The organism is Streptomyces caelestis, from assembly GCF_001279005.1.
Classification (GTDB): Bacteria; Actinomycetota; Actinomycetes; order Streptomycetales; family Streptomycetaceae; genus Streptomyces; species Streptomyces heliomycini.
In genome coordinates this window covers 130,585-157,501 of the sequence record NZ_LGCN01000085.1, presented here as the reverse complement: position 1 = coordinate 157,501, position 26,917 = coordinate 130,585, and the positions used below count along the sequence as shown (strand labels likewise).

General features: G+C 72.5%; 26 protein-coding genes. 18 read left to right on the top strand and 8 right to left on the bottom strand.

Going from position 1 to position 26,917, the window contains the following annotated elements:
* Positions 1–9 precede the first annotated feature (9 nt).
* Entirely contained in the window at positions 10–1,614 is a 1,605-nt protein-coding gene (locus ADK41_RS08935) for an ABC transporter permease (protein WP_030827771.1), read from the bottom strand.
* Positions 1,611–2,507, bottom strand: a complete 897-nt coding sequence (locus ADK41_RS08930; RefSeq protein WP_030827773.1) for an ABC transporter ATP-binding protein — start codon at positions 2,505–2,507, stop codon at positions 1,611–1,613. Before ADK41_RS08930 ends, ADK41_RS08935 begins: the two co-directional genes overlap by 4 nt.
* 104 nt (positions 2,508–2,611) lie before the next feature.
* On the opposite strand from ADK41_RS08930, the gene ADK41_RS08925 reads away from it, so the two are divergent.
* Positions 2,612–3,109: a GbsR/MarR family transcriptional regulator gene (locus ADK41_RS08925; protein ID WP_030827776.1), complete on the top strand. Its 498-nt coding sequence runs from the start codon at positions 2,612–2,614 to the stop codon at positions 3,107–3,109.
* Between the two features lie 12 nt (positions 3,110–3,121).
* Here the strand turns inward: ADK41_RS08925 and ADK41_RS08920 are convergent, their stop codons facing one another.
* Positions 3,122–3,985 (bottom strand): diacylglycerol kinase family protein, encoded by an 864-nt coding sequence (locus ADK41_RS08920; protein WP_030827779.1) that lies wholly within the window; start codon positions 3,983–3,985, stop codon positions 3,122–3,124.
* 185 nt (positions 3,986–4,170) lie between these two features.
* Between ADK41_RS08920 and ADK41_RS08915 the strand changes: the two genes are divergently transcribed.
* Both ADK41_RS08915 and ADK41_RS08910 read left to right on the top strand, forming a co-directional pair.
* Complete coding sequence (locus ADK41_RS08915; RefSeq protein WP_030827782.1) at positions 4,171–5,454, top strand: adenylosuccinate synthase; 1,284 nt, start codon at positions 4,171–4,173, stop codon at positions 5,452–5,454.
* Positions 5,455–5,591: 137 nt separating this feature from the next.
* On the top strand, positions 5,592–5,834 hold the full coding sequence (locus ADK41_RS08910; RefSeq protein ID WP_030827785.1) for a hypothetical protein: 243 nt from the start codon (positions 5,592–5,594) through the stop codon (positions 5,832–5,834).
* Positions 5,835–5,845: 11 nt separating this feature from the next.
* Here the strand turns inward: ADK41_RS08910 and ADK41_RS08905 are convergent, their stop codons facing one another.
* The 3 genes from ADK41_RS08905 to ADK41_RS08895 all read right to left on the bottom strand — a co-directional run bounded on the left by ADK41_RS08905 (position 5,846) and on the right by ADK41_RS08895 (position 8,815).
* The gene (locus ADK41_RS08905; protein ID WP_030827790.1) at positions 5,846–6,496 is read right to left on the bottom strand and encodes a hypothetical protein; all 651 of its coding nucleotides are present in this window, start codon (positions 6,494–6,496) and stop codon (positions 5,846–5,848) included.
* Between the two features lie 43 nt (positions 6,497–6,539).
* Positions 6,540–7,310 carry a GntR family transcriptional regulator gene (locus ADK41_RS08900; protein ID WP_030827793.1) on the bottom strand — a complete coding sequence of 257 codons (771 nt, stop codon included), beginning with the start codon at positions 7,308–7,310 and terminating at the stop codon, positions 6,540–6,542.
* Between the two features lie 149 nt (positions 7,311–7,459).
* Positions 7,460–8,815, bottom strand: a complete 1,356-nt coding sequence (locus ADK41_RS08895) for an aspartate aminotransferase family protein (RefSeq protein WP_030827796.1) — start codon at positions 8,813–8,815, stop codon at positions 7,460–7,462.
* A gap of 76 nt (positions 8,816–8,891) precedes the next feature.
* Here ADK41_RS08895 and ADK41_RS08890 point away from each other — a divergent pair, with 76 nt between their 5' ends.
* From ADK41_RS08890 to ADK41_RS08880, 3 genes are all read left to right on the top strand, one after another.
* Positions 8,892–9,080: a hypothetical protein gene (locus ADK41_RS08890; RefSeq protein WP_053670220.1), complete on the top strand. Its 189-nt coding sequence runs from the start codon at positions 8,892–8,894 to the stop codon at positions 9,078–9,080.
* A 75-nt stretch (positions 9,081–9,155) separates the two neighbouring features.
* Positions 9,156–11,318 carry a serine/threonine-protein kinase gene (locus tag ADK41_RS08885; protein WP_030827799.1) on the top strand — a complete coding sequence of 721 codons (2,163 nt, stop codon included), beginning with the start codon at positions 9,156–9,158 and terminating at the stop codon, positions 11,316–11,318.
* A gap of 124 nt (positions 11,319–11,442) precedes the next feature.
* Positions 11,443–12,990 carry a substrate-binding domain-containing protein gene (locus tag ADK41_RS08880; protein WP_030827802.1) on the top strand — a complete coding sequence of 516 codons (1,548 nt, stop codon included), beginning with the start codon at positions 11,443–11,445 and terminating at the stop codon, positions 12,988–12,990.
* Positions 12,991–12,999: 9 nt separating this feature from the next.
* On the opposite strand, the gene ADK41_RS08875 is transcribed toward ADK41_RS08880, so the two are convergent.
* Positions 13,000–13,746 carry an SLATT domain-containing protein gene (locus tag ADK41_RS08875; RefSeq protein ID WP_030827805.1) on the bottom strand — a complete coding sequence of 249 codons (747 nt, stop codon included), beginning with the start codon at positions 13,744–13,746 and terminating at the stop codon, positions 13,000–13,002.
* Between the two features lie 270 nt (positions 13,747–14,016).
* Here ADK41_RS08875 and ADK41_RS08870 point away from each other — a divergent pair, with 270 nt between their 5' ends.
* The 11 genes from ADK41_RS08870 to ADK41_RS08820 all read left to right on the top strand — a co-directional run bounded on the left by ADK41_RS08870 (position 14,017) and on the right by ADK41_RS08820 (position 23,972).
* Entirely contained in the window at positions 14,017–14,358 is a 342-nt protein-coding gene (locus ADK41_RS08870) for a YbaB/EbfC family nucleoid-associated protein (RefSeq protein ID WP_030863093.1), read from the top strand.
* Positions 14,359–14,445: 87 nt separating this feature from the next.
* Entirely contained in the window at positions 14,446–15,045 is a 600-nt protein-coding gene (recR, locus tag ADK41_RS08865) for a recombination mediator RecR (RefSeq protein ID WP_030827811.1), read from the top strand.
* Positions 15,038–15,697 (top strand): DUF5063 domain-containing protein, encoded by a 660-nt coding sequence (locus ADK41_RS08860; RefSeq protein WP_030827815.1) that lies wholly within the window; start codon positions 15,038–15,040, stop codon positions 15,695–15,697. Before recR ends, ADK41_RS08860 begins: the two co-directional genes overlap by 8 nt.
* Before the next feature lie 398 nt (positions 15,698–16,095).
* Positions 16,096–16,950, top strand: coding sequence for a DUF5753 domain-containing protein (locus tag ADK41_RS08855; RefSeq protein ID WP_234318828.1), 855 nt, complete (start codon positions 16,096–16,098; stop codon positions 16,948–16,950).
* Positions 16,947–17,189 carry a DUF397 domain-containing protein gene (locus tag ADK41_RS08850; protein WP_030827821.1) on the top strand — a complete coding sequence of 81 codons (243 nt, stop codon included), beginning with the start codon at positions 16,947–16,949 and terminating at the stop codon, positions 17,187–17,189. Before ADK41_RS08855 ends, ADK41_RS08850 begins: the two co-directional genes overlap by 4 nt.
* Positions 17,190–17,476: 287 nt before the next feature.
* Positions 17,477–18,499, top strand: coding sequence for a hypothetical protein (locus ADK41_RS08845; protein WP_030827824.1), 1,023 nt, complete (start codon positions 17,477–17,479; stop codon positions 18,497–18,499).
* Positions 18,500–18,549: 50 nt separating this feature from the next.
* Positions 18,550–19,128 carry a Uma2 family endonuclease gene (locus ADK41_RS08840; RefSeq protein WP_030827827.1) on the top strand — a complete coding sequence of 193 codons (579 nt, stop codon included), beginning with the start codon at positions 18,550–18,552 and terminating at the stop codon, positions 19,126–19,128.
* A gap of 195 nt (positions 19,129–19,323) precedes the next feature.
* Positions 19,324–20,601: an aspartate kinase gene (locus tag ADK41_RS08835; protein ID WP_030827830.1), complete on the top strand. Its 1,278-nt coding sequence runs from the start codon at positions 19,324–19,326 to the stop codon at positions 20,599–20,601.
* On the top strand, positions 20,601–21,674 hold the full coding sequence (locus ADK41_RS08830; protein ID WP_030827833.1) for an aspartate-semialdehyde dehydrogenase: 1,074 nt from the start codon (positions 20,601–20,603) through the stop codon (positions 21,672–21,674). The genes ADK41_RS08835 and ADK41_RS08830 overlap by 1 nt, the downstream gene beginning before the upstream one ends.
* 514 nt (positions 21,675–22,188) lie before the next feature.
* Positions 22,189–22,764, top strand: a complete 576-nt coding sequence (locus ADK41_RS08825) for a SigE family RNA polymerase sigma factor (protein WP_030827835.1) — start codon at positions 22,189–22,191, stop codon at positions 22,762–22,764.
* Positions 22,761–23,972 (top strand): hypothetical protein, encoded by a 1,212-nt coding sequence (locus tag ADK41_RS08820; protein ID WP_037804402.1) that lies wholly within the window; start codon positions 22,761–22,763, stop codon positions 23,970–23,972. The genes ADK41_RS08825 and ADK41_RS08820 overlap by 4 nt, the downstream gene beginning before the upstream one ends.
* A 69-nt stretch (positions 23,973–24,041) precedes the next feature.
* Here the strand turns inward: ADK41_RS08820 and ADK41_RS08815 are convergent, their stop codons facing one another.
* On the bottom strand, positions 24,042–24,878 hold the full coding sequence (locus tag ADK41_RS08815; protein ID WP_030827840.1) for an SURF1 family protein: 837 nt from the start codon (positions 24,876–24,878) through the stop codon (positions 24,042–24,044).
* Positions 24,879–25,047: 169 nt separating this feature from the next.
* Between ADK41_RS08815 and ADK41_RS08810 the strand changes: the two genes are divergently transcribed.
* Positions 25,048–26,895, top strand: coding sequence for a S9 family peptidase (locus ADK41_RS08810; protein ID WP_030827843.1), 1,848 nt, complete (start codon positions 25,048–25,050; stop codon positions 26,893–26,895).
* The last annotated feature ends 22 nt before the right edge of the window (positions 26,896–26,917 follow it).

Sequence of the window (26,917 nt, the reverse complement as noted above, 5' to 3'; positions counted from 1 at the left end):
CGGCCCCGGTCACGTCGTCATGTCCCGCCGCCGCAGCCCGGCCAGCCCCGCCGCCACCAGAGCCGCCGCGAGAGCCGTGAGGACCAGCACCGGGGGCCACTCCATCCCCCCGCCCGGCAGCTTCGGCAGATGACCGAAGGGGGACAGGTCCAGTACCGCCCGCGGTACGTCCAGCGCCGGACCGACCCAGCCGATCAGCAGCGCCGCACCGGCCACGCCCCACGCCGCCGTCGCCGCCCGGGGCAGCAGCCCGTACAGCAGGACCGCGACCCCGCCGACCACCCACACCGCCGGGACCTGCACCAGGCACGCGCCCAGGACCGCTCCCGCCCGCTCACCGTGGCCGAGGGCGAGGCCCGCCCCCGCGAGCAGCATCAGCACCACGGCCCCGCCGAACGCCACCGCCAGGTGCCCGGCCGCCCACCGCAGCCGTCCGACGGCCCCCGCGAGGACCGGTTCGGCCCGCCCCGAGGTCTCCTCGCCGTGCAGCCGCAGCACCGACGCCACGATGAACAGCGCGGCCACCAGCCCCAGCATCCCGGCCATCGCCGCGAGGAACGCGTCCGTCAGTCCCGACTGCCCGCCCATCCGCCGGAAGATCTCCCGGGCGCCCTCGTTGTCGCCGACCAGCTCGGCCGCCCCCTTCGCCATCCCGCCGTACACCAGCCCGGCGAGCAGGAACCCGGTGCTCCAGCCGAGCACCCCGCCCCGCTGCAACCGCCAGGCCAGCGCCCCCGCACTCCCCAGCCGCCCGGCGGCCGGCCCCGGACGGCTCGGCAGGAAGCTCATGCCGAGGTCCCGGCGTCCGGCGAGCGCGTACGCCACCGCTCCCTGGACCAGCACCGCCCCCGCGAACAGGCCCAGCACCCACCACCGTTCACCGGCGAAGGCCCGCAGGTTCGTCAGCCAGCCGAGCGGTGACGCCCAGGTCAGCGGCGACGAACCGTCGTCCGTCACCGAGTCGCCGGCCGCCCGCAGCACGAACGCCGCCCCGAGCACCGCCGCCGTCAGCCCCCGCGCGAGCCGGGCGCTCTCCGTCAGCTGGGCCATGATCGCCGCCGTGGTCGCGAAGACCATGCCCACGCCCCCGATGCCGAGCCCGAACGCGAGCGCGCCCGCCGCGCCCCGCCCGGCCAGTCCCGCCGTCACCAGCAGTGCCAGCACCCCGTTCGCGACGGCCGCCGCGAGCAGTGCCGCCGTCAGCGAGGCCCGGCGCCCGACCATCCCGGACGCGACCAGCTCCTGGCGCCCGCTCTCCTCCTCGTCCCTGGTGTGCCGTACGACGACCAGCAGTCCGGCCACGGCGGCCAGCGCCCCCGCGTACACCCCGGCCCGCCAGGCGGTCAGCGCGCCGAGGGAGTCGCCGAGGACGGGGCCGACCATGGCGCGCAGGGAGGAGTTGCCGGCCATCTGGGCGACGAGGTCGGCGCGTTCGGCGGGAGTGCCGTACAGGCCCTCCAGCGTGTTCGGCATGGAGAGCACCATGAGGGCGTTCACCGCGACCCACACCGGGATCATCACCCGGTCCCGGCGCAGCGCGAAGCGCAGCAGGATCCCGGTGCCGGCGAATTGGCGCGAACGCGTGGGCCGTACGGCGAGGGCCGCGGCGCTCATCGGGCGGTCACCTCGTCCTGGTAGTGCCGCAGGAAGAGTTCCTCCAGCGTCGGCGGGGTGGACGTCAGCGACCGCACGCCCGACTCGCTCAGCGAGCGCAGCACCGCGTCGAGCTTGTCGGTGTCCACCTGGAGCCGCACCCTGCGCCCCCGCACGTCGAGGTCGTGCACGCCGGGCAGTCCGGCGAGCCCGTCGGGCGGCCCGGCGAGTTCGGCGCTCACGCTCGTCCGGGTCAGATGCCGCAGCTCGGCGAGCGAACCGCTCTCCACGGTCCGCCCCCTGCGGATGATGCTGACCCTGTCGCACAGCTCCTCCACCTCGCTGAGGATGTGGGAGGACAGCAGCACGGTCCGCCCGCGCTCCCGCTCCTCGGCGACACAGCGCCGGAAGACCTCCTCCATCAGCGGGTCCAGGCCGGACGTCGGCTCGTCCAGGATCAGCAGGTCGACGTCGGAGGCGAACGCGGCGACCAGGGCGACCTTCTGCCGGTTGCCCTTGGAGTACGTGCGGCCCTTCTTCGTCGGGTCCAGCTCGAACCGCTCGACCAGCTCGGCGCGGCGGCGCGGGTCCAGGCCCCCGCGCAGCCTCCCGTACAGGTCGATGACCTCACCGCCGGAGAGGTTGCGCCACAGCGTCACGTCACCGGGGACGTAGGCGATGCGGCGGTGGATCTCCACGGCGTCCGTCCACGGGTCCCGGCCGAGCACCCGCGCCGCACCGGAGTCGGCGCGCAGCAGGCCGAGCAGGACGCGGATGGTGGTGGACTTCCCGGAGCCGTTGGGGCCGAGGAAGCCGTGGACCTCGCCCGACCCGACGCTCAGGTCGAGACCGTCCAGCGCGTGGGTCCGGCCGAACGACTTGTGCAGACCGGACACGGTGATGGCCTTCGTCATGCTTCGGAACGTACGCTCTGTTCACAAATTTGTGAAGTTAAGGAAGCGTATAAACCTGCGACTAGACTGATCCATGGCGTCTGAGCAGGGGAGATGATCGGATCATGGCGGAGCCGAGTGGGACGGGCCGGGACCCGGAGGTGGTCTCGCGGTTCGTGGAGCACTTCGCGGCGCAGCTCGTGGAAGCCGGGCTCCCGCGCATGCCCGCCCGTGTCTTCGTAGCCCTGCTGGCCTCCGACGCCGGCGTCCTGACCTCCGCCGAGCTGGGCGAACAGCTCAGGATCTCCCCGGCCGCGGTGTCCGGCGCGGTGCGCTACCTGTCCCAGGTGCGCATGGTGTCGCGCGAGCGTGAGCCCGGCTCGCGCCGGGAGCGGTACCGGGTCCACGGCGACCAGTGGTACGAGGCCCTCACCAACCGCGAGACCGTCCTCAAGCGCTGGGAGGACGCCCTCCGGGACGGTGTCGTCAGTCTGGGCGCGGACACCCCGGCGGGCCGCCGGCTGGCGGAGACGCTGGCCTTCTTCGAGTTCGTGGAGAAGGAGGTCGAGGCGATGATGGAGCGCTGGCGGGCGCATCGGGAGGAGCGGTTCGGGCGGGGGTGAGACGTGGTCGCGCTACCGCGCCGGCACCGTCAGCCCCCAGGCCCCCTCCCGCACCACCCACGTCCGCGTCCGCACCGGTCCCGACACCGTCGCGTCCGCCCGGTAGCGGAAGTGCGCGCCCGAGACGGTCACCGTGCGGGCCTGCGCGAGCAGCGGAGCCGCCTCCGCCGCCGGGCGCACCTCCACCCGGGCCGTTCCGGAGGCGTCGGGGGCGACCGAGACGGACTCCACCGGCTGGTGCAGGTCGACGAGCGTCGCCCCGTCGACCTCCACCCGCAATTGCGCCGGTCCCGCCTCGGGGTCGGAGACGGCCCTGGACGGCCGGGCGGGCGCCAGCGTGTGTATGAGGGACCGGCAGGTCCGCAGCCAGGGACGTCCCGCCCCCTCGGCCCCCTCCCGCGCCCGGGTGACGCCCCCGGCCGGCGGGATCCGCAGCGCGCCGAGCACCACCCCGTCGCTGTCGTCCACCAGCAGGTCCATCCGCCGCTCGGTCCCGTCCAGCACGGCCCGCGCCGCCGCCACCGCCCCCATGGGCACCCCCAGCGACCGGGCGAGGGACAGCGCGCCCCCCACCGGCACCAGGGACAGCGCGCAGTCGGCCAGCTCCCGCCGCCGGTGCAGCAGCGTCACCGCCCGCACCAGGGCCCGGTCGTCGCCGACCACCACCGGCCGCCGCGACCCGCGCCGCGCCAGCGCCCGGGCGAACTCCTCCGGCCCGTCCGGCAGGCACACCTTGGCGCCCGCCGCACCCGCGCTGAGCACGTCCTTCGCGATCCGGACGGATTCGCCGTCCGCCCGCCGGGCGACCGGATCGACGACCACCAGGAGCTGATCGGACGTCGCGGAAAAGGTCCTGGAAGTCGCCACCTCGGCCATGCCTCGCTTCCTCGGGTAGCATCTTTGTGCAAGAGCCCCTTGCGCTATTGCGCCAGGGGCTTCGTCTATTCCGGGGCATCCGGTCCGACGGTTGGCGGCCAACGGTGGTCGCGGTGCACGCGACGGTGATCCTCCGCGCGCGCCCCTGACCTTGGACATGCCCCGCCCGGAAGGGGTGTACGCGCGTGCCCGCACTTGTGCTGCTCGGTGCTCAGTGGGGTGACGAAGGCAAGGGAAAGGCGACGGACCTGCTCGGTGGTTCCGTCGACTATGTGGTGCGCTACCAGGGCGGCAACAACGCCGGCCACACGGTAGTCGTGGGTGATCAGAAGTACGCCCTCCACCTGCTCCCTTCCGGAATCCTGTCTCCCGGCTGCACGCCGGTCATCGGCAACGGAGTCGTCGTCGACCCGTCGGTCCTGCTCTCCGAGCTGAGCGGTCTGAACGAGCGAGGCGTCGACACGTCCAAGCTCCTGATCAGCGGAAACGCGCACATCATCACGTCGTACAACGTGACGGTGGACAAGGTGAGCGAGCGCTTCCTCGGCAAGCGCAAGATCGGCACCACGGGCCGGGGCATCGGCCCGACCTACGCCGACAAGATCAACCGCGTCGGCATCCGGGTCCAGGACCTGTACGACGAGTCGATCCTCACCCAGAAGGTCGAAGCGGCCCTCGACGTGAAGAACCAGATGCTCACCAAGTTCTACAACCGGCGCGCGATCGCCGTGGAGCAGGTGGTCGAGGAGCTGCTGGGCTACGCGGACAAGCTCGCCCCGTACGTCGCCGACACGGTGCTGGTGCTGAACCAGGCGCTGGAGCAGGACAAGGTGGTCCTCTTCGAGGGCGGCCAGGGCACCCTGCTCGACATCGACCACGGCACGTACCCCTTCGTCACCTCGTCGAACCCGACCGCGGGCGGCGCCTGCACGGGCGCGGGCGTGGGCCCGACGAAGATCAGCCGGGTCATCGGCATCCTGAAGGCGTACACGACCCGCGTCGGCGCCGGCCCGTTCCCCACCGAGCTGTTCGACGAGGACGGCGAGGCGCTGCGCCGCATCGGCGGCGAGCGCGGTGTCACCACCGGCCGTGACCGCCGCTGCGGCTGGTTCGACGCGGTGATCGCCCGCTACGCCACCCGCGTCAACGGCCTCACCGACTTCTTCCTCACCAAGCTCGACGTCCTCACCGGCTGGGAGCAGATCCCGGTCTGCGTGGCGTACGAGATCGACGGCAAGCGCGTCGAGGAGCTGCCGTACTCGCAGTCCGACTTCCACCACGCGAAGCCGGTCTACGAGATGCTGCCGGGCTGGAGCGAGGACATCAGCAAGGCGAAGTCCTTCTCCGACCTGCCGAAGAACGCCCAGGCCTACGTCAAGGCCCTGGAGGAGATGTCCGGCGCCCCGATCTCCGCCATCGGCGTGGGCCCGGGCCGCGACGAGACGATCGAGATCAACTCGTTCCTCTGAGGCACCCGTACGCGACCGGAGGCTGTCTCCCGCCCGGGCGGGAGACAGCCTCCGGTCGCACCGGGAGACGCGCCGCGAACGGGCATGGCCCGAAGTCCTCAGCGCGTGTGCGTGCCGGCCGGAAGAAGGCGGGTGCGATGCGCGTGCTGCCCGAGGCGGGCAAGGAGACGGAGGAGGCGAACGAAGTCGTCCGCAGCGGGAGGCCGTCCGAGCCGATGAAGGAGCCCCTGGAGCGGCTCCGGCCGGCGGACGGCTCCACCGGTCCTCGGTGTGCAGGACAGCTCGGACCCGCCGACGAGCCGTTCCTCACCCGCCCGAACGCCGAGGCCGGGACGGTCCCGGTGATGACGCGGAGGGCCTGCGGAAGGGGCTCTCCGTGATGCGGTGGCCGTCAGCTGAAGACGATCATCGATCCCTGCGCCAGGCTCCGGGTCGCCGCCGCGTGCAGGCCCAGCCAGACGTGGCGTTCGCGGGCGAAGGGGCTGGGGTCGTACGGGGCGGGAACGGCCGGCTCCTCCAACTCGGTCGGGGCGCGCGGGGGTTCGGGCGCCGGTGGAGGGTTCATCGGGTCGATGCCGAGGGACGGGGCCATCAGCTCCAGCTCCCGCAGCAGCGCGTGGGAGGAGCCCAGAGGGCCGCCGCCCGCGAGGAGTTCGTCGTTGGCGAGGGGGTGCGGGAAGTCGACGGGGACGTACGCGCCCGCGTGGTCGTAGTGCCAGACCAGGTGGGACTGCTGGGCCGTCGTCTCGAACATCTCCAGCAACTGCTCGTAGTCGCCGCCCAGTTCGTCCACCGGCGTGACCGGCAGCCCGCACACCTGGAGCAGGTACACCCGTCGCAGGAAGTGCAGCGCGTCGTAGTCGAAACCCGCGACCGGGGCGACCTCGCCGGTCAGCCCCGGCATGTACTGGTAGACCGGCACCGGTGGCAGGCCCGCTTCGGCCAGCACCGCGTTGTACTGCGCGAGTTCCTCGGCGAACGGATTGTCGGGCGTGTGGCACAACACGTCGACGAGCGGTACCAGCCACAGGTCACAGGCCAAAGAAGGCTCCTCACACAGCACGGTCGTCGGGTGGTCCTCGTGGTCAGGAAAGCGTATCGGCGCCCGGCGCGGGCGGCTCCCCCTGTGCGGACCCCGGTGCGGGTCCCTTACCCGCACCACCGTCCGTCAGCCCCTCGACGAGGGAGAGCGCGTGCGCGTCGTACGACTCGACGATCGCGCGGGCCGCATCGGTGTCCCGGGACACCAAGGCATCGACCAGATCGGTGTGTGCGGCCCATAGGCGCCCGCGCAGGTCGGGCAGCCGTCGCAGACGCTGCACCACACACACCCATGTCTGCACGCGCAGCCGGTGCAGGAAGTCGGTGAGGTACGGGTTGCCGAACACGGACCCGAGTTCGCGCCAGAAGCGCAGGTCGTAGCCGATCAGCACGGTGACCTCCCCGGCGAGGGCCGCGCGCTGCGCCTCCTCGCCGCGTCTGCGCACCCCGGCGAGGGCGGCGGTGACCGGGGGCGCGTCCGGCTGGAGATGGGCCATGGGCCCGTCGGTCAGCGCGTGGAACATCCCGTCGGTCACCAGGGCGCGGGCCTCGATCATGCCCCGGAAGTCGTCGACGGAGTACGCGTGCACCCGGAAACCCCGGTGCTGGTCGGCGTCGAGCAGCCCCTGTGCCGACAGGTCGACCAGCGCCTCCCGGACGGGGGTCGCGGACACCCCGTACTGATCGGCGATCTCCTTGACGGTGAACTCCTGCCCCGGCTGGAGCCGCCCGGCCAGCACCTCGTCACGGAGCGCGTCCGCGATCTGCTGCCGCAGGGTGCTGCGGGTCACGGCGCCGCCGCTGAAGCCGGGCATGGTCGGGGCGTCTCCCTCGTCGCGTTCGAGTGACGTGCACGCGGATGTGCGCGAGCACGTCACCTTACGCGTTCGGACGGGCCCCGGGTGTTCGAAAGGGCGCGAGGGGAGACCCCCTCGCGCCCGCTCGCGTCGGCCTTCCGGCGCGGTTACTCCACGTAGCCGTCCGCCACCGACAGGGCCGCGTCCAGCGCCGCCAGGCCCTCCTTCAGCTCCGCCTCGCTCGCGTTGCAGGGCGGCACCACATGCGTCCGGTTCATGTTCACGAAGGGCCAGACGCCGGCCTCCTTCGCGGCGGCGGCGAAGGCCGCCATCGGGGCGTTCGCCTCGCCGGCCGCGTTGTACGGCACCAGCGGCTCCCGGGTCTCCCGGCTGCGCACCAGTTCCAGCGCCCAGAACATGCCGGTCCCGCGGACCTCGCCCACGCTCGGGTGCCGCTCGGCCAGCTCCCGCAGCCCGGGACCGACGACGGACGCGCCGAGCGCCGCCGCGTTCTCGACGACGCCCTCCTCCGCCATCACGCCGATCGTCGCGACGGCGGCGGCGCAGGCCAGCGGGTGCCCGGAGTACGTCAGCCCACCCGGGTAGGGCCGCTTGCCGAACGTGTCGGCGATCGCCCCGGAGATCGCGACGCCGCCCAGCGGCACGTACCCGGAGTTCACGCCCTTCGCGAAGGTCATCAGGTCCGGGACGACGTCGTACAGGTCCGCCGCGAACCACGTCCCGGTCCGCCCGAACCCGGCCATGACCTCGTCCAGGACGAAGACGATCCCGTACTTGTCGCAGATCTCGCGCACGCCCGCGAGGTAACCGGCGGGCGGCGGCATGATGCCCGCCGTCCCGGGGACGGTCTCGAGGACGATCGCGGCGACGGTCGACGGTCCCTCGAAGGCGATCGTCGTCTCCAGGTGCTCCAGCGCCCGCGCGCACTCCTGCTCCTCGGTCTCGGCGTAGAAGCGGGAGCGGTACAGGAACGGCGCCCAGAAGTGCACCACCCCGGCCGTGCCGCTGTCGGAGGCCCAGCGGCGCGGGTCGCCGGTGACGTTGACCGCCTGCTGGGTGCCGCCGTGGTACGAGCGGTACGCGGAGAGCACCTTGGGGCGGCCGGTGTGCAGCCGCGCCATGCGCAGGGCGTGCTCCACGGCGTCGGCGCCGCCGTTGGTGAAGAAGATCCTGTCCAGGTCCCCCGGGGTCCGCTCGGCGATCAGCCGCGCCGCCTCCGACCGCGCCTCGACGGCGAACGCGGGCGCGAACGTCGTCATCCGCGCCGCCTGCTCCTGGATCGCGGCGACGACCTTCGGGTGCTGGTAACCGATGTTGGTGTAGACGAGGCCGCTGGTGAAGTCGAGGTAGCGCCGGCCGTCGTAGTCCCAGAAGTACGATCCCCGCGCCCCGGCGACGGCGAGCGGGTCGATGAGCTCCTGCGCGGACCAGGAGTGGAACACGTGCGCACGGTCGGCGGCCTTGACGGCGGCCCCGACCTCGGGATTCGGCTGAGGGGTCATGCCGCCGAGGGTAGGCCCGGGCCGGGGGGCCGCGACATCGGCGGCCTGTCTGCGGCGGGGGACTTTCCGCGACAGGGTGTCGAAGGCGACCGCCGACGGGAAGCCGTCGTACCGCGTCGGCCCCGGCCACGCGGCCTTCGCGCAGCGGCCGGCGGAGGCGTACGGAGCGGCGTACGGTGAGGCGGAACCCGCCCGGGCGGTCCGGGCGCCGGAACCCCTGTCCACGGTGCTGGGCGCCCTCGGGCCGCCTGTTACGGAACCGTAGAGGTCGCCCGGCGCACCGGTCACCGGCCCCGCACTATCCTCGGGATGTTGCTCATCGGGGGGAGGCGGCGCGGCGATGGACAAGCTCGGGCCCGGGGATCCACAGGGAATCGGGGCGTACCGGCTGCTGGCCCGGCTCGGGGCCGGCGGCATGGGGCAGGTCTACCTCGCCCGCTCCGACCGGGGGCGCACCGTCGCCGTGAAGCTGGTCCGCGAGGAACTGGCGCGGCAGGAGGAGTTCCGGGCGCGCTTCCGTCAGGAGGTGCACGCCGCGCGGCAGGTCGGCGGCGACTGGACGGCGCCGGTCCTCGACGCGGACACGGAGGCGCCCGTGCCGTGGGTCGCCACCGGGTACGTCGCCGGGCCCAGTCTCCAGCAGGTGGTGGGGCACGACCACGGGGCGCTGCCCGAGCGTTCGGTGCGCATCCTCGGCGCCGGTCTCGCGCACGCGCTGAAGGACATCCACGCCGCCGGCATCGTGCACCGCGACCTCAAGCCGTCCAACGTGCTCGTCACCATCGACGGTCCGCGCGTCATCGACTTCGGGATCGCGCGGGCGCTGGAGACGGTGACCGACGGCGGGCTCACCCGCACCGGGGCGCTCGTCGGCTCGCCCGGTTTCATGGCGCCCGAGCAGGTGCGCGGCGACCGCATCACACCGGCCTGCGACGTGTTCTGCCTCGGCTCGGTGCTCGCCTACGCCGCGACCGGCGCGCTCCCGTTCGGCACCGCCGACAGCGGTGTGCACGCGCTGATGTTCCGCATCGCCCAGGAGGAGCCCGACCTGGAGCGGGTGCCCGAGGGGCTCGCCGACCTCGTACGCGACTGCCTGCGCAAGGACCCGGCGGCGCGGCCCACGCTGGACCAGGTCCTGCACCGCACCGGCGCGGACGACACCGTCGTCGGCGGCCGCTCCCGCGACCCCTGGCTGCCGGGCGCCCTGGTGGCCCAGCTCGGCCGCCACGCGGTCCGCCTCCTGGACGCGGAGGACCCGGAAACCCCGGCGCCCCCCGCCCCGGCGGGCACGCCTCCCACGGCCTGGCCACCGGTACCGCCCGGTCCCGCCGCCGCTCCGGCGGCGGCAGCGTGGTCCTTCGGGCCGCCCGGCTCCGGCACGCCCGCGCAGGGCGGCCCCGCCGACGCGGCCGATCCCGCCGGCCGGCCCGGCACGCCTACGGCACCGGCGGCCGGGCAGCCGGTGCCGCCGGGATCGGCGCACCCCGGCGCGCCCGTCGCCGGGCAGGGAGGTGCGGCCGGTGTCGCGGGGCAGTCCGGTGGTCCCGCCGTGCCGGCGGCCGGGCAGCCGGGGGCGCCCGTCGGCGGGCACCACGTGCCGCCGGGGACGGCGCATCCCGGTGCGTCCGCCGGGCCGTCCGTGCCGCCCGGGGCGGGGCGCCACGCCGGCACCCCCGAGCACGCCCGGGTCGCCGACGACTCCGCCGGGCCGCCCGCGGCCGGCCCGGCCTCCCCGCCCCCGCCCGGGCCGCCGGGGGTGAACCACCCGCCCACCCTCGTGGCGGGACAGAGCACCCCCGCCCAGCCCCCGTCGCCGGGCCCTTACGGGCACCCCCAGCAGCCCGCCTACGGCCACCCCTACAACTACAACGGGCACCCCGCCGGCCGGACCCCGCCCTACGGGCCACCTCCGTTCGGGACGGCGCCCGCACCGCGCCGGGACAACCGGTCCACCGCGCTGCTCGTGGTGATCGCACTGGTCGTCGCGCTCGCCGCCGGCGGCACCGTGTACGCGCTGATGAACGGCGGGGAGCTCGACCACCGCACCGGCGGCGACCCCACCGCACCCCCGTCGCCCGGCGGCGCGCCCCCGAGCACCGCCCCCACCACCCCGGCCGACGAAACGCGGCGGCCCGGCGCCTCCGCCCCCGCGGACGGGGCCGTCCCCGCCGACTACCTGGGCAGCTGGTCCGCCACCATCGACAACGCGAGCGGCGAACACACCCGCAGGCTGACCCTCCGGCAGGGCGGGATCGGTGACACGGTCATGTCCCTCGTCGCCGACGGGCCCACCGGAGACGGCGCCTACCACTGCGTCTTCGAGGCCCGGCTCACCGCCGGCTCCGGCGACCGCCTGGAGCTCGGCCCGTCCTCCGTGACGGTCGGGCAGCCGCGCAGCGCCTGCACCCCGGGCTCCGCCAGCGAGGTCACCCTGCTCCCCGGCGGCTCCCTCCAGCGCCTGAACACCGGCAACGGCGAACAGCTCACCTACACGCGGGACTGACACCCTTACCGAACACGGCCGTTGAACGTTCGGCGAACTCCCGCGGACGGACCCCGCCGGCCGCCTCGTACGGCCGTACGGTGACTGCCCGGTCGGACGGGCGGGCAGCGACGGGGGCGGCACGATGGAGTGGCTGAGCGCGGAGAACCTGGTGGCCGTGGCGACGGCGATCCTCGGTGTGGTCGCCTCCGCCGTCATGGTCTGGTACGAGCGGCGGGTGCCGCGCCGCAAACGACTCGGGTACCGCGTGCAGTTGGACGTCCCGATCGGCGACGGCCAGCGGGCGAGCCGCACCAGCCGGCGGGAGGGCTGGTTCGACACGGCGGCGGCGGGGATGACGCACGCCAGCATGGTGCTGCTGCGCATCGAGAACGACGGCTCGCAGGCCATCGGCCGCGACGACTACCAGAGCCCGGGAGACCACGGCCTGACCGTGGAGTTCAGGGAGCGCACCATCCTCGGCGTCTCGGTCACCCAGCCCTCGGAGACCAGCCACCTCCTCGAGCACTTCACCCGGGAACGCGGCTTCGGCTACCAGGACGGCACCCTGCGCCTCCCGCGCGTCCCGCTGAACCGGGGCGCCTACTACAAGCTGCTGGTGCTGCTCTCCGGCGGCCGCGTGGGCGACGGGATCCAGCTGAGCGGCGACCTCAGCGAGGGCGACGTGCACCGCAACCGGAGCGCCACCCCGGACGACAAGGCCCCGCTGTTCAGCCGGGCGGCCCGGCTGATCACCATCACGCTCACGCTGTGCGTGGTGGCCCTGGCGGTGATCGTCGTGGCCCAGGACGACAGCCCGCCCCCCATCGGCTGCCGGAGCGGCACCCTGACCCTCACCGGATCGACGGCGTTCGCGCCGGTGCTGCGGGAGGTCGCGGAGAAGTACGAGCGGGACTGCGCGGACGACGGCCCGCGCGTCAGGGTGGACCCGCACGGGTCGACGGCCGGGATACGGGACCTGGCGGCGGCCGGGGCGGAGGCGGAGCACGGCTCGCCGCCGTTGGTGGTCCTGTCGGACGGGCCCAAGCCGGGCGGACTGCCCGAACTGCGCGAGAACCGGGTGGCGGTCTCGGTGTTCACGCTGGTGGTGAACGAGGACGTGCGGCTGCGGAACCTGTCGACGACGGACGTACGACGGCTGTACCGGGGCGAGATCGCGAACTGGAGCGAGCTCGGCGGCCCGGACCTGGCGGTCCACCTCGTCAGCCGGGACGCCAACTCGGGCACGCGACAGGTCTTCCAGCGCCGCGTGCTGGGCCGGGGCGAGATCGCCCACTCCTCCGTCGACTGCGTGCACAAGGACGACCCGACCGCCCCCGTCATCCGCTGCGAACTCGACTCCACCGAGCAGGTGCTGGAGACCGTCGCCGACGTCCCCGGCGCGATCGGCTACAGCGAACACGCCGGCGCCTCCCGGGCGAAGGGCCTGCGCAGGCTGGACCTCGACGGCGAGGCCCCGTCCGTCGACGCCATCGAGCACGGGACGAGCCCCTACCCGTACCGGGAGATCGAGTACGCCTACACCTACGGACAGCCGCCGGCGGACTCACTGGTGTCGAGTTTCCTGACGTACCTCACGCGCGGCAACGGACAGGACGTGATCCGCACCCACGGCCACCTGCCGTGCTGGACCCCGGCGGGGATGGGACTGTGCGCACGGAACACGCCGTGACGAGAGCGTTCAGCGCGGCTCGGGCGGACGCTGCCGCGGCATGTTGGGGCGGGCCGGCCCCTGCGGGGACGGGAGGCGGCCGTGCGGGAGGGAGCCCTCCGGACGCCCCGCACCCGCCACCGCCGTCCGGACGCCCAGCGGCGCGCCGCCCGTGCGGAACTCCACCATCCAGTCGGCCGTCTCGACCCGCACCAGCTCCGTGACGTCCTCCGAGAACCGCCGCAGCACCGACAGGCACCGCTCCGCCGCCTCGCTCGCCGTGCCGTCCGCCGGGCCGAGCACCTCACGCACGCACTCCGACGCCCAGTCGAACTGGAAGGCCCGCAGCCGCCGCTGCACGGCCTGCGCGGTCGCCACGTCCCGCATCCAGCCGGACGTCACCCCGAAGAACCGGTCCCCGGCCACACAGGCCGCCCCGAGCAGCAGCGCCAGATACCCCCAGGGCGCGGCCCCGTCGGCCACCCCGGTCAGATCGAGCAGCGGCAGCGCGGCCCCGGTCAGCGCGCCCCCGGCCGTCCCGGCCCGCAGCGCCCACGCGCACCGCCGCTTCCACAGCCGTTCCGCGAGGTACCAGGCGGCCGTGTCCAGCGCGCCGCGCTCCATCCACCGGTACAGCTCGTCCAGCCGGGCCGCCGGCTCGCCCCAGTCCCCGAGCGGGAACTCCCGCCCCTCCAGGTCGCCCGGCCACAGCCCGGCCGCCTCTTCGCCCCGCCCGTCCTGAGGCCGACCCTCGGGCTGCATCTCCGGCTGACCCACCCGGTATCTCCCTACTGCCCCTGCCGACTCCGCTTACGTTCCGTCCACGAAGTGTGACGCCAGGTGCTCAAGCGCCTGGCCCTTCTTACCGCCCAATGGGTGGCGACGCCGGGGGTTCGGGCTCTTTTCCGCCCGGAAGAGGGCCGTGATCAGGTATAGGGCCCCACCGGGAGTCACTCGAAAGAGTGCCGGGGCAACGGCCCCCGCGACCACGTAGGCTCGTGCCGAACGGTAAAACCCTTACCGACGGACCGACCAAGGAGCCCAATCGTGATCCCCGGTGGTGGCCAGCCGAACATGCAGCAGTTGCTCCAGCAGGCCCAGAAGATGCAGCAGGACCTGGCCAGGGCCCAGGAGGAGCTGGCGAGGACCGAGGTCGACGGGCAGTCGGGAGGCGGCCTGGTGAAGGCCACCGTCACCGGCTCCGGCGAGCTGCGCGGCCTCGTGATCGACCCGAAGGCGGTGGACCCGGAGGACACCGAGACCCTCGCCGACCTGATCGTCGCGGCGGTCCAGGCGGCCAACGAGAACGCGCAGGCCCTCCAGCAGCAGAAGCTCGGCCCGCTGGCCCAGGGGCTGGGCGGCGGCGGTCTTCCCGGCCTCCCCTTCTGACCTCTTGAACTCCTCGAACCTTTCGAGGACGGCCCGCGGGCCTCTACCGTACGTACTGAAGCAACACCAGGAAGGGACGGCAGTCCGTTGTACGAAGGCGTGGTCCAGGACCTCATCGACGAACTGGGGCGGCTGCCCGGCGTCGGTCCCAAGAGCGCGCAGCGGATCGCCTTCCACATCCTCCAGGCGGAACCGACGGACGTACGGCGTCTGGCGCACGCGCTGATGGAGGTCAAGGCGAAGGTCCGCTTCTGCGCGACCTGTGGGAACGTCGCGCAGGAGGAGCAGTGCAACATCTGCCGCGACACCCGCCGCGACCCGTCCGTCATCTGCGTGGTGGAGGAGCCCAAGGACGTCGTGGCGATCGAGCGGACCCGTGAGTTCCGCGGCCGTTACCACGTCCTCGGCGGCGCGATCAGCCCCATCGACGGGGTGGGCCCGGACGACCTGCGCATCCGGGAACTCCTGGCCCGCCTGGCCGACGGCACGGTCACGGAGCTCATCCTGGCCACGGACCCCAATCTCGAAGGCGAGGCCACGGCGACGTACCTCGCCCGCATGATCAAGCCCATGGGCCTGAAGGTCACCCGCCTGGCCAGCGGCCTCCCGGTGGGCGGCGACCTGGAATACGCGGACGAGGTGACCCTCGGCCGCGCCTTCGAGGGGAGACGACTCCTAGATGTCTGATGCCACGCTGCACGCGACGGACCAGAACCCGGACGACTTCGCGGTCCAGATCGCGGACCAGATCGAGAGCTTCCTGGTCGCCGTCACGGAGGTCGCGAAGGGCGACGAGCCGGACTCGGCCGTCCCCTTCCTCCTCCTGGAGGTCTCCCAGCTCCTCCTGGCCGGCGGCCGCCTGGGCGCACACGAGGACATCGTCCCCGAGGAGCGCTACGAACCCGACCTGGGCCCCGAGGCCGACGTGGACGAACTCCGCGAGAACCTCGCCCGCATGCTCGACCCGATCGACGTCTACTCGGAGGTCTTCGACCCCTACGAGCCCCGCAGGGCCCCGGTCCCGGCCCGCATCTCCGACGACCTCACCGACGTCATCACCGACCTCCGCCACGGCCTGGCCCACTACAAGGCCGGCCGCGTCACGGAGGCCCTGTGGTGGTGGCAGTTCTCCTACTTCTCCAACTGGGGCTCCACGGCGTCCGCGGCGTTGCGCGCCCTCCAGTCCGTGGTCGCCCACGTCCGCCTCAACCAGCCCCTCGCCGAACTCGACGGCCTGGACACCGACCAGGGCATGGGCGACGACACCCTGGAGTTCGAGGCGGGCAAGGTCATGGCCGAGGAGATCGGCACCCCCCTGGGCATGCGCCCGGTCCAGTAACGGCGAGTTCCGCACACCGCGCCGTACGGGTGTTTTCACCCGTTGAGCTGGAGGTATAAGGATTTCCTTATGTCGGCCCGGGCTCCATGCTCGGATGCGAGGCGTGAACGGGGAGAGCAACCTCCATCCCTCGGTGGAGTCGTGGCTGCTCAAGCTGTCGGAGGAGGATCCGGTGTCCGCGGACCTCATGGAAACGGCGATCGGCATGCTCGCGGTCGGCGGACCCGCGGCCGGGCAGTTCAGGAAGTACCGAGGTGCGGATCCTGTTCGTCTTCGACCCCCGGCGGGAGGCGGTTCTCCTCGTGGCCGGTGACGGAGGCGGTCGTTCATACGGGACGGTGAATCGCACTCGTCGCGGTCACACGGTGATGTCGCACGGTCTACGCTCGGTGGCCACCGTGGAGACTCGTGCCGTGGTGTACCAGTCGGAGGTGGGCGTCGTGCCGGTCCCGAACAGCAATTCCCAGCCACCCGCGGCCTGGTGCTACAGCGGGAACCAGCTGAAGCGCTGGCGCACCATGGCCAACGTCAGCCGTGAGGCGCTGGCCGCCGCGGCCAACTACGCCCCGGAGACCATCGCGTCCATGGAGCGCGGCGTGCGGATGCCGTCGCCCAGGGTGCTCGACGTGGCGGACGAACTGTGCGGCGCGCAGGGGATGCTGAGTGCGGCGAAGGAGTACGTGCGCAGGGAGCGGTACTCCACGCGGGCGGTGGACTTCATCGAGCGGGAGCGGGAGGCCACGAGCCTCTGGACGTACGAAGTCACGCTGATCCCCGGTCTGTTGCAGACCCAGGCGTACGCGCGGGCGCTCATCGACAACCGCATTCCGCCGCTGGACGAGGAGACGGTGGAGGAACGGGTGGCGGCCCGGATGGAACGGCAGGCCATCCTCACGGAGCGCAAGCCGCCGGTCGGGCTGAGCTTCGTCCTCTACGAGGCCGTCCTGCGCGGCTCGTTGGTGGACGCGGAGCAGCTCGAGCGGTTGCTGGAGGTTTCCCGGCTGCGCAATGTCGTGGTGCAGGTGCTGCCCTTCGAGCGGGCGTTCGCGAATGCGCTGGAGGGTCCCATGGTGCTGGTGGAGGGGCACGACCACGAGCGGTTCGCCTTCACGGAGGGCGCGTTCGTCAGCGAGCTTTCGGCCGAACCAGGGGTTGTCAGCCGTGTGACCGAGCGGCTTAGCATGATCCGCACGCGGGCCCTCGACCCCGACGAGTCGGTCCGCCTCATCGAGCGGATGGTGAATCAGCCGTGAGCGACCAGTTGAAGTGGTTCAAGTCGAGTCACAGCGACAGCGAGGGCGGCAACTGCGTCGAGGTCGCACTGGCGTGGTTCAAGTCGAGTCACAGCGACAGCGAGGGCGGCGCCTGCGTCGAGGTCGCCCACTGCGGTGCCGTCCACGTCCGTGACTCCAAGAACCTCGCGGGCCCCGAACTCCGTATCGCCGCGCCTGCCTGGTCGGCGTTCGTTTCCGCAGTTCAGCCCGGAGCTTGAGCTTCGGGCTCCGAGCTCTTCCCCTGGGTTCACTGGTTTGGTTGAAATACCCAACCAACCAAGTCTGAACGTGAGTTGAGTCGGCGTACCTCGTAAGAGTGACGTTCCGTGATCGGCTTGCGTCGCTGTGTCACGCGGCTCTAGGTTCGCAGCAAACGACCAGCAAATGAGTCGGCCCCGGCGGTGAGCGAACACCAATCCGGGGCCTGACCGACACATCGAATCGAGACCCTTCGATGGTGGCCTACGCCAACCTTAGTCCTGCCCTCCCCTCCCCGTCCCACCCCATGGCCAATACGGGGTACGGAAAGCGTCACGCGGGTGACGAGGACCCGCACGCCGACCCGGACTTCGCACACCTGCTCCCGCGCGACGCCGAGATCGCCGTCTTCATCGACCACCTCGACACCGGCCACGCGATGGGCCACAAGGTGCTCGCGGTCGAACACCCCCGCTACGGCCAGCAGGCGATGCGCACCTCCCTGACCCGGATCACCGAGGCCGGCCACCTGCGCTGGATCAAGGAGCACATCACCGTCGAGGACGGCACCATGCGGTGGGTCACGCGTACGTACTGGTCGCGTACCCGCAGGTCGGCCGAGTGGTGGGCGCGGTTCGCACGGGAGCGCCACGGCAAGGACGTGACCCGGGACCACCAGCCGGGCCTCGCCCGCGTCGAGGAGCAGCCGGCCGCCGTGGAGACCCCAGCCGAGCAGCCTGCCGTACCGGACGAGCCCGAGCCGGAGAGTGCCGCGTACCGCGTCCTCACCGGCCTGTGTGCCGCCGACCCCCGTATGCCGCTCAGCGACGGCGACTGCCGCTCCCTCGAACCGCTCACCGAGGAGTGGCTGTCCCGCGGGGCGACCCCCAAGGACATCACCCGCGCTCTGACCGAAGGACTTCCGCCCGAGGTCGGCAACCCGGGCGGATTCGCCCGCCGACGACTGGAGACGAAAATGCCGCCGCAGAAGAAGGAACCCCGTGCGAAGGTGACCCGCGCGATCATGGCCTGCGCCACCTGCGATCAGGACGAACGCACGGTGAAGATCGACCGGGGCATCTGTGAGGACTGCCGCAGGGAGAACGAGGCCGCCCCGATGTCCGACGAGGACGTCATCAAGGGCTTCGAGGAGATCGCCCACCTGGGCACCACGTCGGCGTACTTCCTGCGGAAGAAGCTGGAGCGGAGCACGGGCGGCCCCGTGCCCGACACGTTCCGCCCCGTGCCCATCGAGGACCGTGTCTTCTACCACTACCGCGACAACCGCGACCGCATCGCGAACGGCCTCCCGCCCAGGCGCTGGAAGTGAGCGTGCGGGAGGTGCCGGTCGGGGCGCCATGGTGTCGAGGAGGCGACGCCATGACCCCCGCGATCGAGCACCGGCCGCAGATGTCCGTCGAGGAGTTCGAGGAGCTGGAGCGCCATGCCCCGGAGACCGTGCGGCGGGAGTTCATCAACGGGAAGGTCCGGGTCAAGGCGGCGACCGACGGCAACCACGACCAGATCGTGGCCTGGTTGCAGAGGCTGTGCATGCAGCACCGTCCGGAGCTGTGGCTTTACGGAGACCGTGGCATGAAGGTCGAGGCCTACCGCAAGGGCAGGGCTCGCCCCGACGGGGTTCTGGCTCCCTTCGGATTCGCGAAGGGGCACGGGGACTGGTCGGGGGCGGAGGGCGTGCTCATGGCCGTGGAGGTCACGTCGCACGACTCCGACACCCACCAGCGCGGCCGAGTCGAGAAGCCCGACGGCTACGCCGCCGCAGGCATCCCCGTCTACCTCCTCATCGACCGGGACGACCGCTCGGTCGTCGTGTTCGACCAGCCGGAGGACGGCCGCTACCGTCACCAGGAGAAACTCCCCTTCGGCGCCTCCGTGGAGCTCCCCGACCCCGTGGACATCACCCTCGACACCGGACCCCTCGAGGACCTCGTCGACTGAACCCGCGTGTGACGCGGGTCGCTTTTCCGAGTGGGCCGGGTCGGGATGGGCAGGAGCCCCCCTGCACGAGTGGCCGGATGTCTCATCATGCGATATCGCAGAGGGGTTTTTCGGACGCTCGATAGACTGAGCCGACCGCAGCGGACACATATGTGTGCGGACTGTGGAAAACGACGGATTGAGCGAGGAGCGCACGTGGGCCTTGTCGTGCAGAAGTACGGAGGCTCCTCCGTAGCCGATGCCGAGGGCATCAAGCGCGTCGCCAAGCGGATCGTGGAAGCCAAGAAGAACGGCCACCAGGTGGTCGCCGTGGTTTCCGCGATGGGCGACACGACGGACGAGCTGATCGATCTCGCCGAGCAGGTTTCCCCGATCCCTGCCGGACGCGAGCTCGACATGCTGCTGACCGCCGGAGAGCGGATCTCCATGGCCCTGCTGGCCATGGCGATCAAGAACCTGGGCCACAACGCCCAGAGCTTCACCGGCAGCCAGGCAGGTGTCATCACCGACTCGGTCCACAACAAAGCCCGCATCATCGATGTCACGCCGGGCCGGATCAAGGCCTCGGTGGACGAGGGCAACATCGCCATCGTCGCCGGCTTCCAGGGCGTCAGCCAGGACACCAAGGACATCACCACGCTCGGCCGCGGCGGCTCCGACACCACCGCCGTCGCCCTCGCCGCCGCGCTCGACGCCGAGGTGTGCGAGATCTACACGGACGTGGACGGTGTGTTCACCGCCGACCCGCGTGTGGTGAGCAAGGCCCGGAAGATCGACTGGATCGCGTTCGAGGACATGCTCGAACTGGCGGCCTCCGGGTCCAAGGTGCTGCTCCACCGCTGTGTGGAGTACGCCCGCCGGTACAACATCCCGATCCACGTCCGCTCGTCCTTCAGCGGACTGCAGGGCACGTGGGTCAGCAGCGAGCCGATGAAGCAAGGGGACAAGCAGGTGGAGCAGGCTCTCATCTCCGGTGTCGCGCACGACACCTCCGAGGCCAAGGTCACGGTCGTCGGTGTGCCGGACAAGCCCGGCGAGGCCGCATCGATCTTCCGCACGATCGCCGATGCCGAGATCAACATCGACATGGTCGTGCAGAACGTGTCCGCCGCGTCCACCGGCCTGACGGACATCTCCTTCACCCTGCCGAAGACCGAGGGCCGCAAGGCCATCGACGCGCTGGAGAAGAACAAGGGCGCCATCGGCTTCGACTCCCTGCGCTACGACGACCAGATCGGCAAGATCTCCCTGGTCGGCGCGGGGATGAAGACCAACCCCGGTGTCACGGCCGACTTCTTCACGGCGCTCAGCAACGCGGGCGTGAACATCGAGCTGATCTCGACCTCCGAGATCCGCATCTCGGTCGTCACCCGCAAGGACGACGTGCCGGAGGCCGTCCGCGCCGTGCACTCCGCATTCGGGCTCGACTCCGACAGCGACGAGGCCGTGGTCTACGGAGGCACCGGCCGCTGATGGCAAGAACCGCGGGACCCGGACGTTCCGGGCGGCCGACGCTCGCGGTCGTGGGAGCGACCGGGGCCGTCGGCGCGGTCATGCTCCAGATCCTGTCCCAGCGGGCGGACGTCTGGGGCGAGATCCGACTGGTCGCCTCCCCGCGCTCGGCCGGCCGCAAGCTGGTCGTGCGCGGCGAGGAGACCGAGGTCGTGGCGCTCACCGAGGAGGCCTTCGACGGGGTCGACGTCGCGATGTTCGACGTACCCGACGAGGTCGCCGAGCGGTGGGCGCCCGTCGCCGCCGCGCGGGGCGCGGTGGTGGTCGACAACTCCGGCGCGTTCCGGATGGACCCGGACGTGCCGCTCGTCGTCCCCGAGGTCAACCCGCACGCCGTGCGGAGGCGTCCGCGCGGGATCGTCGCGAACCCGAACTGCACCACCCTGTCGATGATCGTCGCGCTGGGCGCGCTGCACGCCGAGTTCGGCCTGCGCGAGCTGGTGGTCTCGTCGTACCAGGCGGTCAGCGGGGCCGGACACGCGGGCGTGCGGACCCTGCGCGAACAGCTGTCCCTGGTGGCCGGCACGGAGTTGGGGACCCACCCCGGTGACGTACGGCGGGCCGTGGGGGACAACACCGGGCCGTTCCCGGAGCCGGTCGCGCTGAACGTCGTGCCGTGGGCCGGGTCGCTGCGCGAGGACGGCTGGTCCTCGGAGGAGATGAAGGTGCGGGACGAGACCCGCAAGATCCTCGGCCTGCCCCACCTGCCCGTGGCGGTCACCTGCGTACGCGTCCCGGTGGTCACCACGCACTCCCTCACCGTGCACGCCCGCTTCGAGGGCGAGGTCACCGTCGACAAGGCGCGCGAGATCCTCGCCACGGCGCCCGGCGTGGTCCTGTTCGACAACCCGGCCGCGGGGGAGTTCCCCACCCCCGCCGACGTCGTCGGCACCGATCCGACCTGGGTCGGGCGGGTACGGCGGGCCCTGGACGACCCCACCGCGCTGGAGCTCTTCGTGTGCGGGGACAACCTGCGCAAGGGAGCGGCGCTGAACACCGCGCAGGTCGCCGAACTCGTAGCGGTTGAACGGTGAAAAGGTCTGGATCGCACAGCGTTCGTTTGTAGGATCTGTGGAAGTCTTGTGAGCCGGATTCCCGGCCGGAGCCTCTTGATCGGCACGTTCCGGCAACCGAGGATTGAGCGAGGCTTGTACGAGGATTCACCTCCCCGTTCTCCGCAACCGCGCGGAGGGCGGGGAGCGTCTTTGCGGTCACCCTTACCAGGGGCGTGAGGGCGCTGCTCTCCGGACGTGGGGACGTCCGGAAACCGGGCGTGGGGACGTCCGTTCACATGGGACACAGGGGAAGAGCGGGACGCATGAGGGCATTTGATGTGCTGTCGGTGGTGCTGCCTGACGCGGGCGACCGGCCGACCGCACCGTCCGCCGCAAAAGTGACGCCCGGCGCGTACAACCCTTACCAGGGGAAGCGTGTCCAACTGGCGTGGCTGAGGTACTCGATTTCACAGCGCCGCGCGGCACGGCCCTCCGGCCGCCCCGCCAGGCTCGCCGACCCCGCATGTCCGGCGCGTCCGGCGCGTCCGGCGGCATGCCGGTGATCGCGCCCATGCCCGCAGCGCGCCCCGCCCGCATACCAGGTCAGCGTGACGGCGCCGACGACGTCATGGCGGCAGGCACCACCGTCGACCATCTCACCGAGACCTACCGCGCGCACTACCGCTCGCTGCTGGGCCTCGCGGCGCTCCTCCTCGACGACACCGCCTCCTGCGAGGACGTCGTGCAGGAGGCGTTCATCCGCGTCCACTCCGCCCGCAAACGCGTCCGGGACCCGGAGAAGACCCTGGCCTATCTGCGCCAGACGGTCGTCAACCTGTCCCGCTCCGCGCTGCGCCGCCGCATCCTCGGCCTCAAGCTGCTCTCCAAGCCCATGCCCGACATGGCGAGCGCGGAGGAGGGCGCCTACGACCAACTGGAGCGCGACTCCCTCATCAAGGCGATGAAGAACCTGCAGCGCCGCCAGCGCGAGGTGCTGGTGCTGCGCTACTTCGCGGACATGACCGAGGCGCAGGTCGCCGAGACCCTCGGCATCTCGCTGGGCTCAGTGAAGGCGTACGGCTCCCGCGGCATCGCGGCGCTGCGGCTGGCCATGGAGGCGCCGGCATGAGCGACGGCGAGGGCGCGCGGCGCGAGGACCGCGGGCCGGAGGACCCGGGAGCCTCCCGCCCGTCCGGCGCCGCGCGGGAGTCCGAGGGCGCGGGGGAATCCGGCGACGGGAACGAACCGAAGCACACGCACGCGGGGAACGGAACTGTGAACGACGGTTTGGACGGACAGAGCTCCGAAGGGCTCGACGCGGACGAGCTGGCACTGCGCACCCTGCTGCGGCAGGCGGTGCGGGAGGTGGAGCCGGGCGACGGCACCCTGGACTACCTGCGGCGGGCCGTCCCCGCCCGCCGGGCCCGCAAGCGTCAGGCCCTCGTCGGCATGGCAGCCGCCGCCCTCTTCCTCGGCACCGCCGTCCCCGCCCTCGTCCACGTCTCCGGCGCCGCCGGCTCCGACGCCGACCCCTCCGCCGTCGGCCACGCCGCGCAGGCGCAGGGCGGCACCGGCCACGGCAAGGACCCGGAGGGCGGCGAGAGCACCGCGGGCGGCACCTCGGACCAGGTCGAGGGGACCGACAAGGGCGACAAGAAGGACGAGGAGGAGGACGGGGCGAGCACCGGCTCCGGTGCGGGGTCGACGGAGGGGGCCGACCCCTCGTCCAGCGCCGCCGCCGGACTGTCCGCCTGCACCGCCGCCCAGCTCGGCCCGGCGACGGCGTCCAGCGCCGCCCCCGACTCCACGGGCGCGGTCTACGGCTCGTTCCGGGTCGTCAACGTCTCCACCGCGAGCTGTGCCGTCGAGGCCGCCGGCTCCGTGAACGCGGCCCCGCAGGGCGCCGCCGACACCGCCAAGGTGGGCTCGGCGCGGCATGTGGCGGGGGACGCGGCGGTCGGACTGCCCGACCCGTCGCTGGAGGCCGCGCGGCTGGTGCTCAAGCCGGGTGCGGCGTTCGAGGTGAGGTTCGCCTGGGTGCCCTCCGAGACCTGTACGGCTCCGGGCGACGGCACGGGCGGCGGCACCGGCGGGCCCTCGCCCGACCCGACCCCGACCGGCACCCCGACCACGACGGCCGGGGCGTCCGGGGCGGCCGGGGCGTCCACGGGCACCGACGGCGGCACGGTCGCCCAGCTGGTCAGGGAGGACGGCGTGGGGGACGGCAGTGTGGCGGTGACGTACACGCCGCCCACGGGCTCGGGCCCGGCCACCGCGACGGTGAGCAACGCGTGCGCGGGCACGGTGTACTACACGGGGCTGCTGACGGGGGTGTGACGGGGCGGCCCCGGCTCCGCCGCCGGACCGCCCGCCCCGGACCGCCGGACCGCCCGCCCCGGACCGCTGTCAGACCGCTGACGGACTCGACCGCTCCGGTTCCCGCTCCCCGTCCGGGGCCTCGTCCTGGTTCCCGTCCCGGTCCCCGTCCGGGACCAGGCCCAGTTCCGCGTCGCGGGCCAGCTCCACCTCGCGGCGGAGCAGGCGGAACCACATGAAGATCACGAAGCCGACGAAGGCGAACCACTCGGCGGTGTAGCCGAGGTTCTGGAACGCCTTCAGGTCCAGCCCGGTGCCGCCCGGCGCGGTCGCCGGCACCGCCCGCATCCCCGCGTCGCCCTGGTTGAGCGTGACCCAGGCGTCGTACACGTCGTAGTCCACGAGGTTCACCAGCGACGCCGAGCTGATCGCTCCCGTCTGCCCCTCGGGCAGTCCGCCGCGGGCGCTGACGCCGTTGCTGCCCGGGGTCTCGGACGCCTGGAGCGCGCCGGTGACGGTGACCTCACCGGTGGGCGCCGCGGGCGCCTCGGCCGGGTCGGGGGTGCCGGGCAGCCAGCCCCGGACGACGGGCAGCGCGCGGCCGGTGTCGGTGCGCAGCAGGGTCAGGACGTAGTAGCCGTCCCGGTCGTCCAGCGTGCGGTCGGGCACCAGCAGCTGGGTGTCGTACCGGCCGCTCGCGGTGGCCTGCTTGCCGGAGGTGGCCTTGGTCACGGGCAGCAGGTCGTCCAGCGGCCTGGCCGCCTCCCGCTTGTCCGTGGCGATCCGCGCCTCGGCGTCGCGGTGGCTGTCCACCCGGTCCTCGAACCGGCCCAACTGCCAGGACCCCATGAAGACGCAGAACGGGATGGAGAGCAGCAGGAAGACGTTGATCCCCCACCAGCGGGGCGTCAGCAGAAACCGGTACACGCCCTCAACGGTACGGGCCCGCGGGCGGTTCCCGTCCCGCGGGGTCGCCGCGTGGCGGGCCGTTCCCACGGGCATCCCCACGGGGGGCCGGTGAAAGATCGGGAAGAAGTTGTCCACAGGCTGGGGAGCTCGGCGGCGCGATGCCCTCCGGGACGGGCAGTATGGGGTCATGACTGAGAGCAACGCGTTCGACGCGCCGGGCCGGGCGGACCACCAGACCGAGCGAGTGGAACAGGGCGCGGGCATGCCCGACTGGGAGAAGCGCTTCCGGGCGCCCCGGGTGTCCCTGCCCGACTGGGCGGAGGACGCCCCCGACCGCTCCCTGTTCGTGTCGAACGCGACGGGGACGTACGAGCTGTACGCCTGGGACCGGGCGACGGGCGAGCAGCGGCAGGTGACGGACCGGCCCAACGGCACGACGGACGGCGTGCTCTCGCCGGACGGCGAGTGGATCTGGTGGTTCGACGACAAGGACGGCGACGAGTTCGGCGTGTGGCGACGGCAGCGGTTCGCGGGCGGCGAGGACGAACTCGCGGCGCCGGGCCTCGACCCCTCGTACCCGGCGGGCCTCGCGCTGGGCCGGGACGGCCGCACGGCGGTCGTGGGCCGTTCCACGGACGAGGACGGCACGACGATCCACCTGGCCCGCACGGGCGAGGGACCCGTGGAGATCTACCGGCACCGCGAGTCGGCGGGCGTCGGCGACCTCTCCCACGACGGTTCGCTGATCGCGGTGGAGCACACCGAGCACGGTGACGCGATGCACTCCGCGCTGCGGGTGCTGCGGCCCGACGGCACGACGGTCGCCGAGCTCGACGACACCGAGGGCGGCACGCGGGAGCTGGGCCTCGAGGTGCTGGGCTTTGCGCCGGTGGCGGGCGACACCCGGCTGCTCATCGGGCACCAGCGGCGCGGACGCTGGGAGCCCCTGGTGTGGGACGTGGCGACGGGGGAGGAGACCGACCTCGCGCTGGAGCTGCCCGGCGACGTGAGCGCCGAGTGGTACCCGGACGGCACGGGGCTGCTCGTCGTGCACGGCTTCGAGGCCCGCGGCGAGCTGTTCCGCTACGACCTGGCCGAACGCCGGCTGGTGCGGATCGACACCCCGCGCGGCGCGGTCTCGGGCGCGACGGCCCGGCCCGACGGCAGCGTGGAGTACCTGTGGTCGTCGGCGGCCCGGCCGCCGGCGGTGCGGTCCACGACGGGCGGGGTGGTCCTCGACCCGCCCGGGATGAAGTCGCCCGGATCGGTGCCGGTGGAGGACGTGTGGGTGGAGGGCCCGGGCGGGCGCATCCACGCGCTCGTCCAGAAGCCGGCCGGCGCGAGCGGTCCGCTCCCGACGGTCTTCGACATCCACGGCGGCCCCACCTGGCACGACAGCGACTCCTTCGCGGCCGGCCCGGCCGCCTGGGTCGACCACGGCTACGCGGTGGTCCGCGTCAACTACCGGGGTTCCACGGGCTACGGCCGCGCCTGGACCGACGCGCTGAAGCACCGGGTGGGCCTGATCGAGCTGGAGGACATCGCGGCGGTGCGGGAGTGGGCGGTCGCCTCCGGTCTCGCCGACCCGGCCCGGCTGATCCTCACCGGCGGCTCCTGGGGCGGCTACCTCACGTTGCTCGGCATCGGCACGCAGCCCGACGCGTGGGCGGTGGGCATCGCGGCGGTTCCGGTCGCCGACTACGTCACGGCGTACCACGACGAGATGGAAGCGCTGAAGGCGATGGACCGCACGCTGCTCGGCGGCACCCCGGAGGAGGTCCCCGAGCGCTTCGAGGCGTCCTCCCCGATCACCTACGTCGACCGGGTCAAGGCCCCGGTCTACATCTCGGCGGGCGTCAACGACCCCCGCTGCCCCATCCAGCAGATCGAGAACTACGTCAAACGCCTCGAGTCCCGCGACGCGGTCCACGAGGTCTACCGCTACGACGCCGGCCACGGCTCCCTGGTGGTCGACGAACGCATCAAGCAGGTCCGCCTGGAACTCGCCTTCGCCGCCGAACACCTCCCCGCATAACCCCGCCCACCCGCGCCGCCCC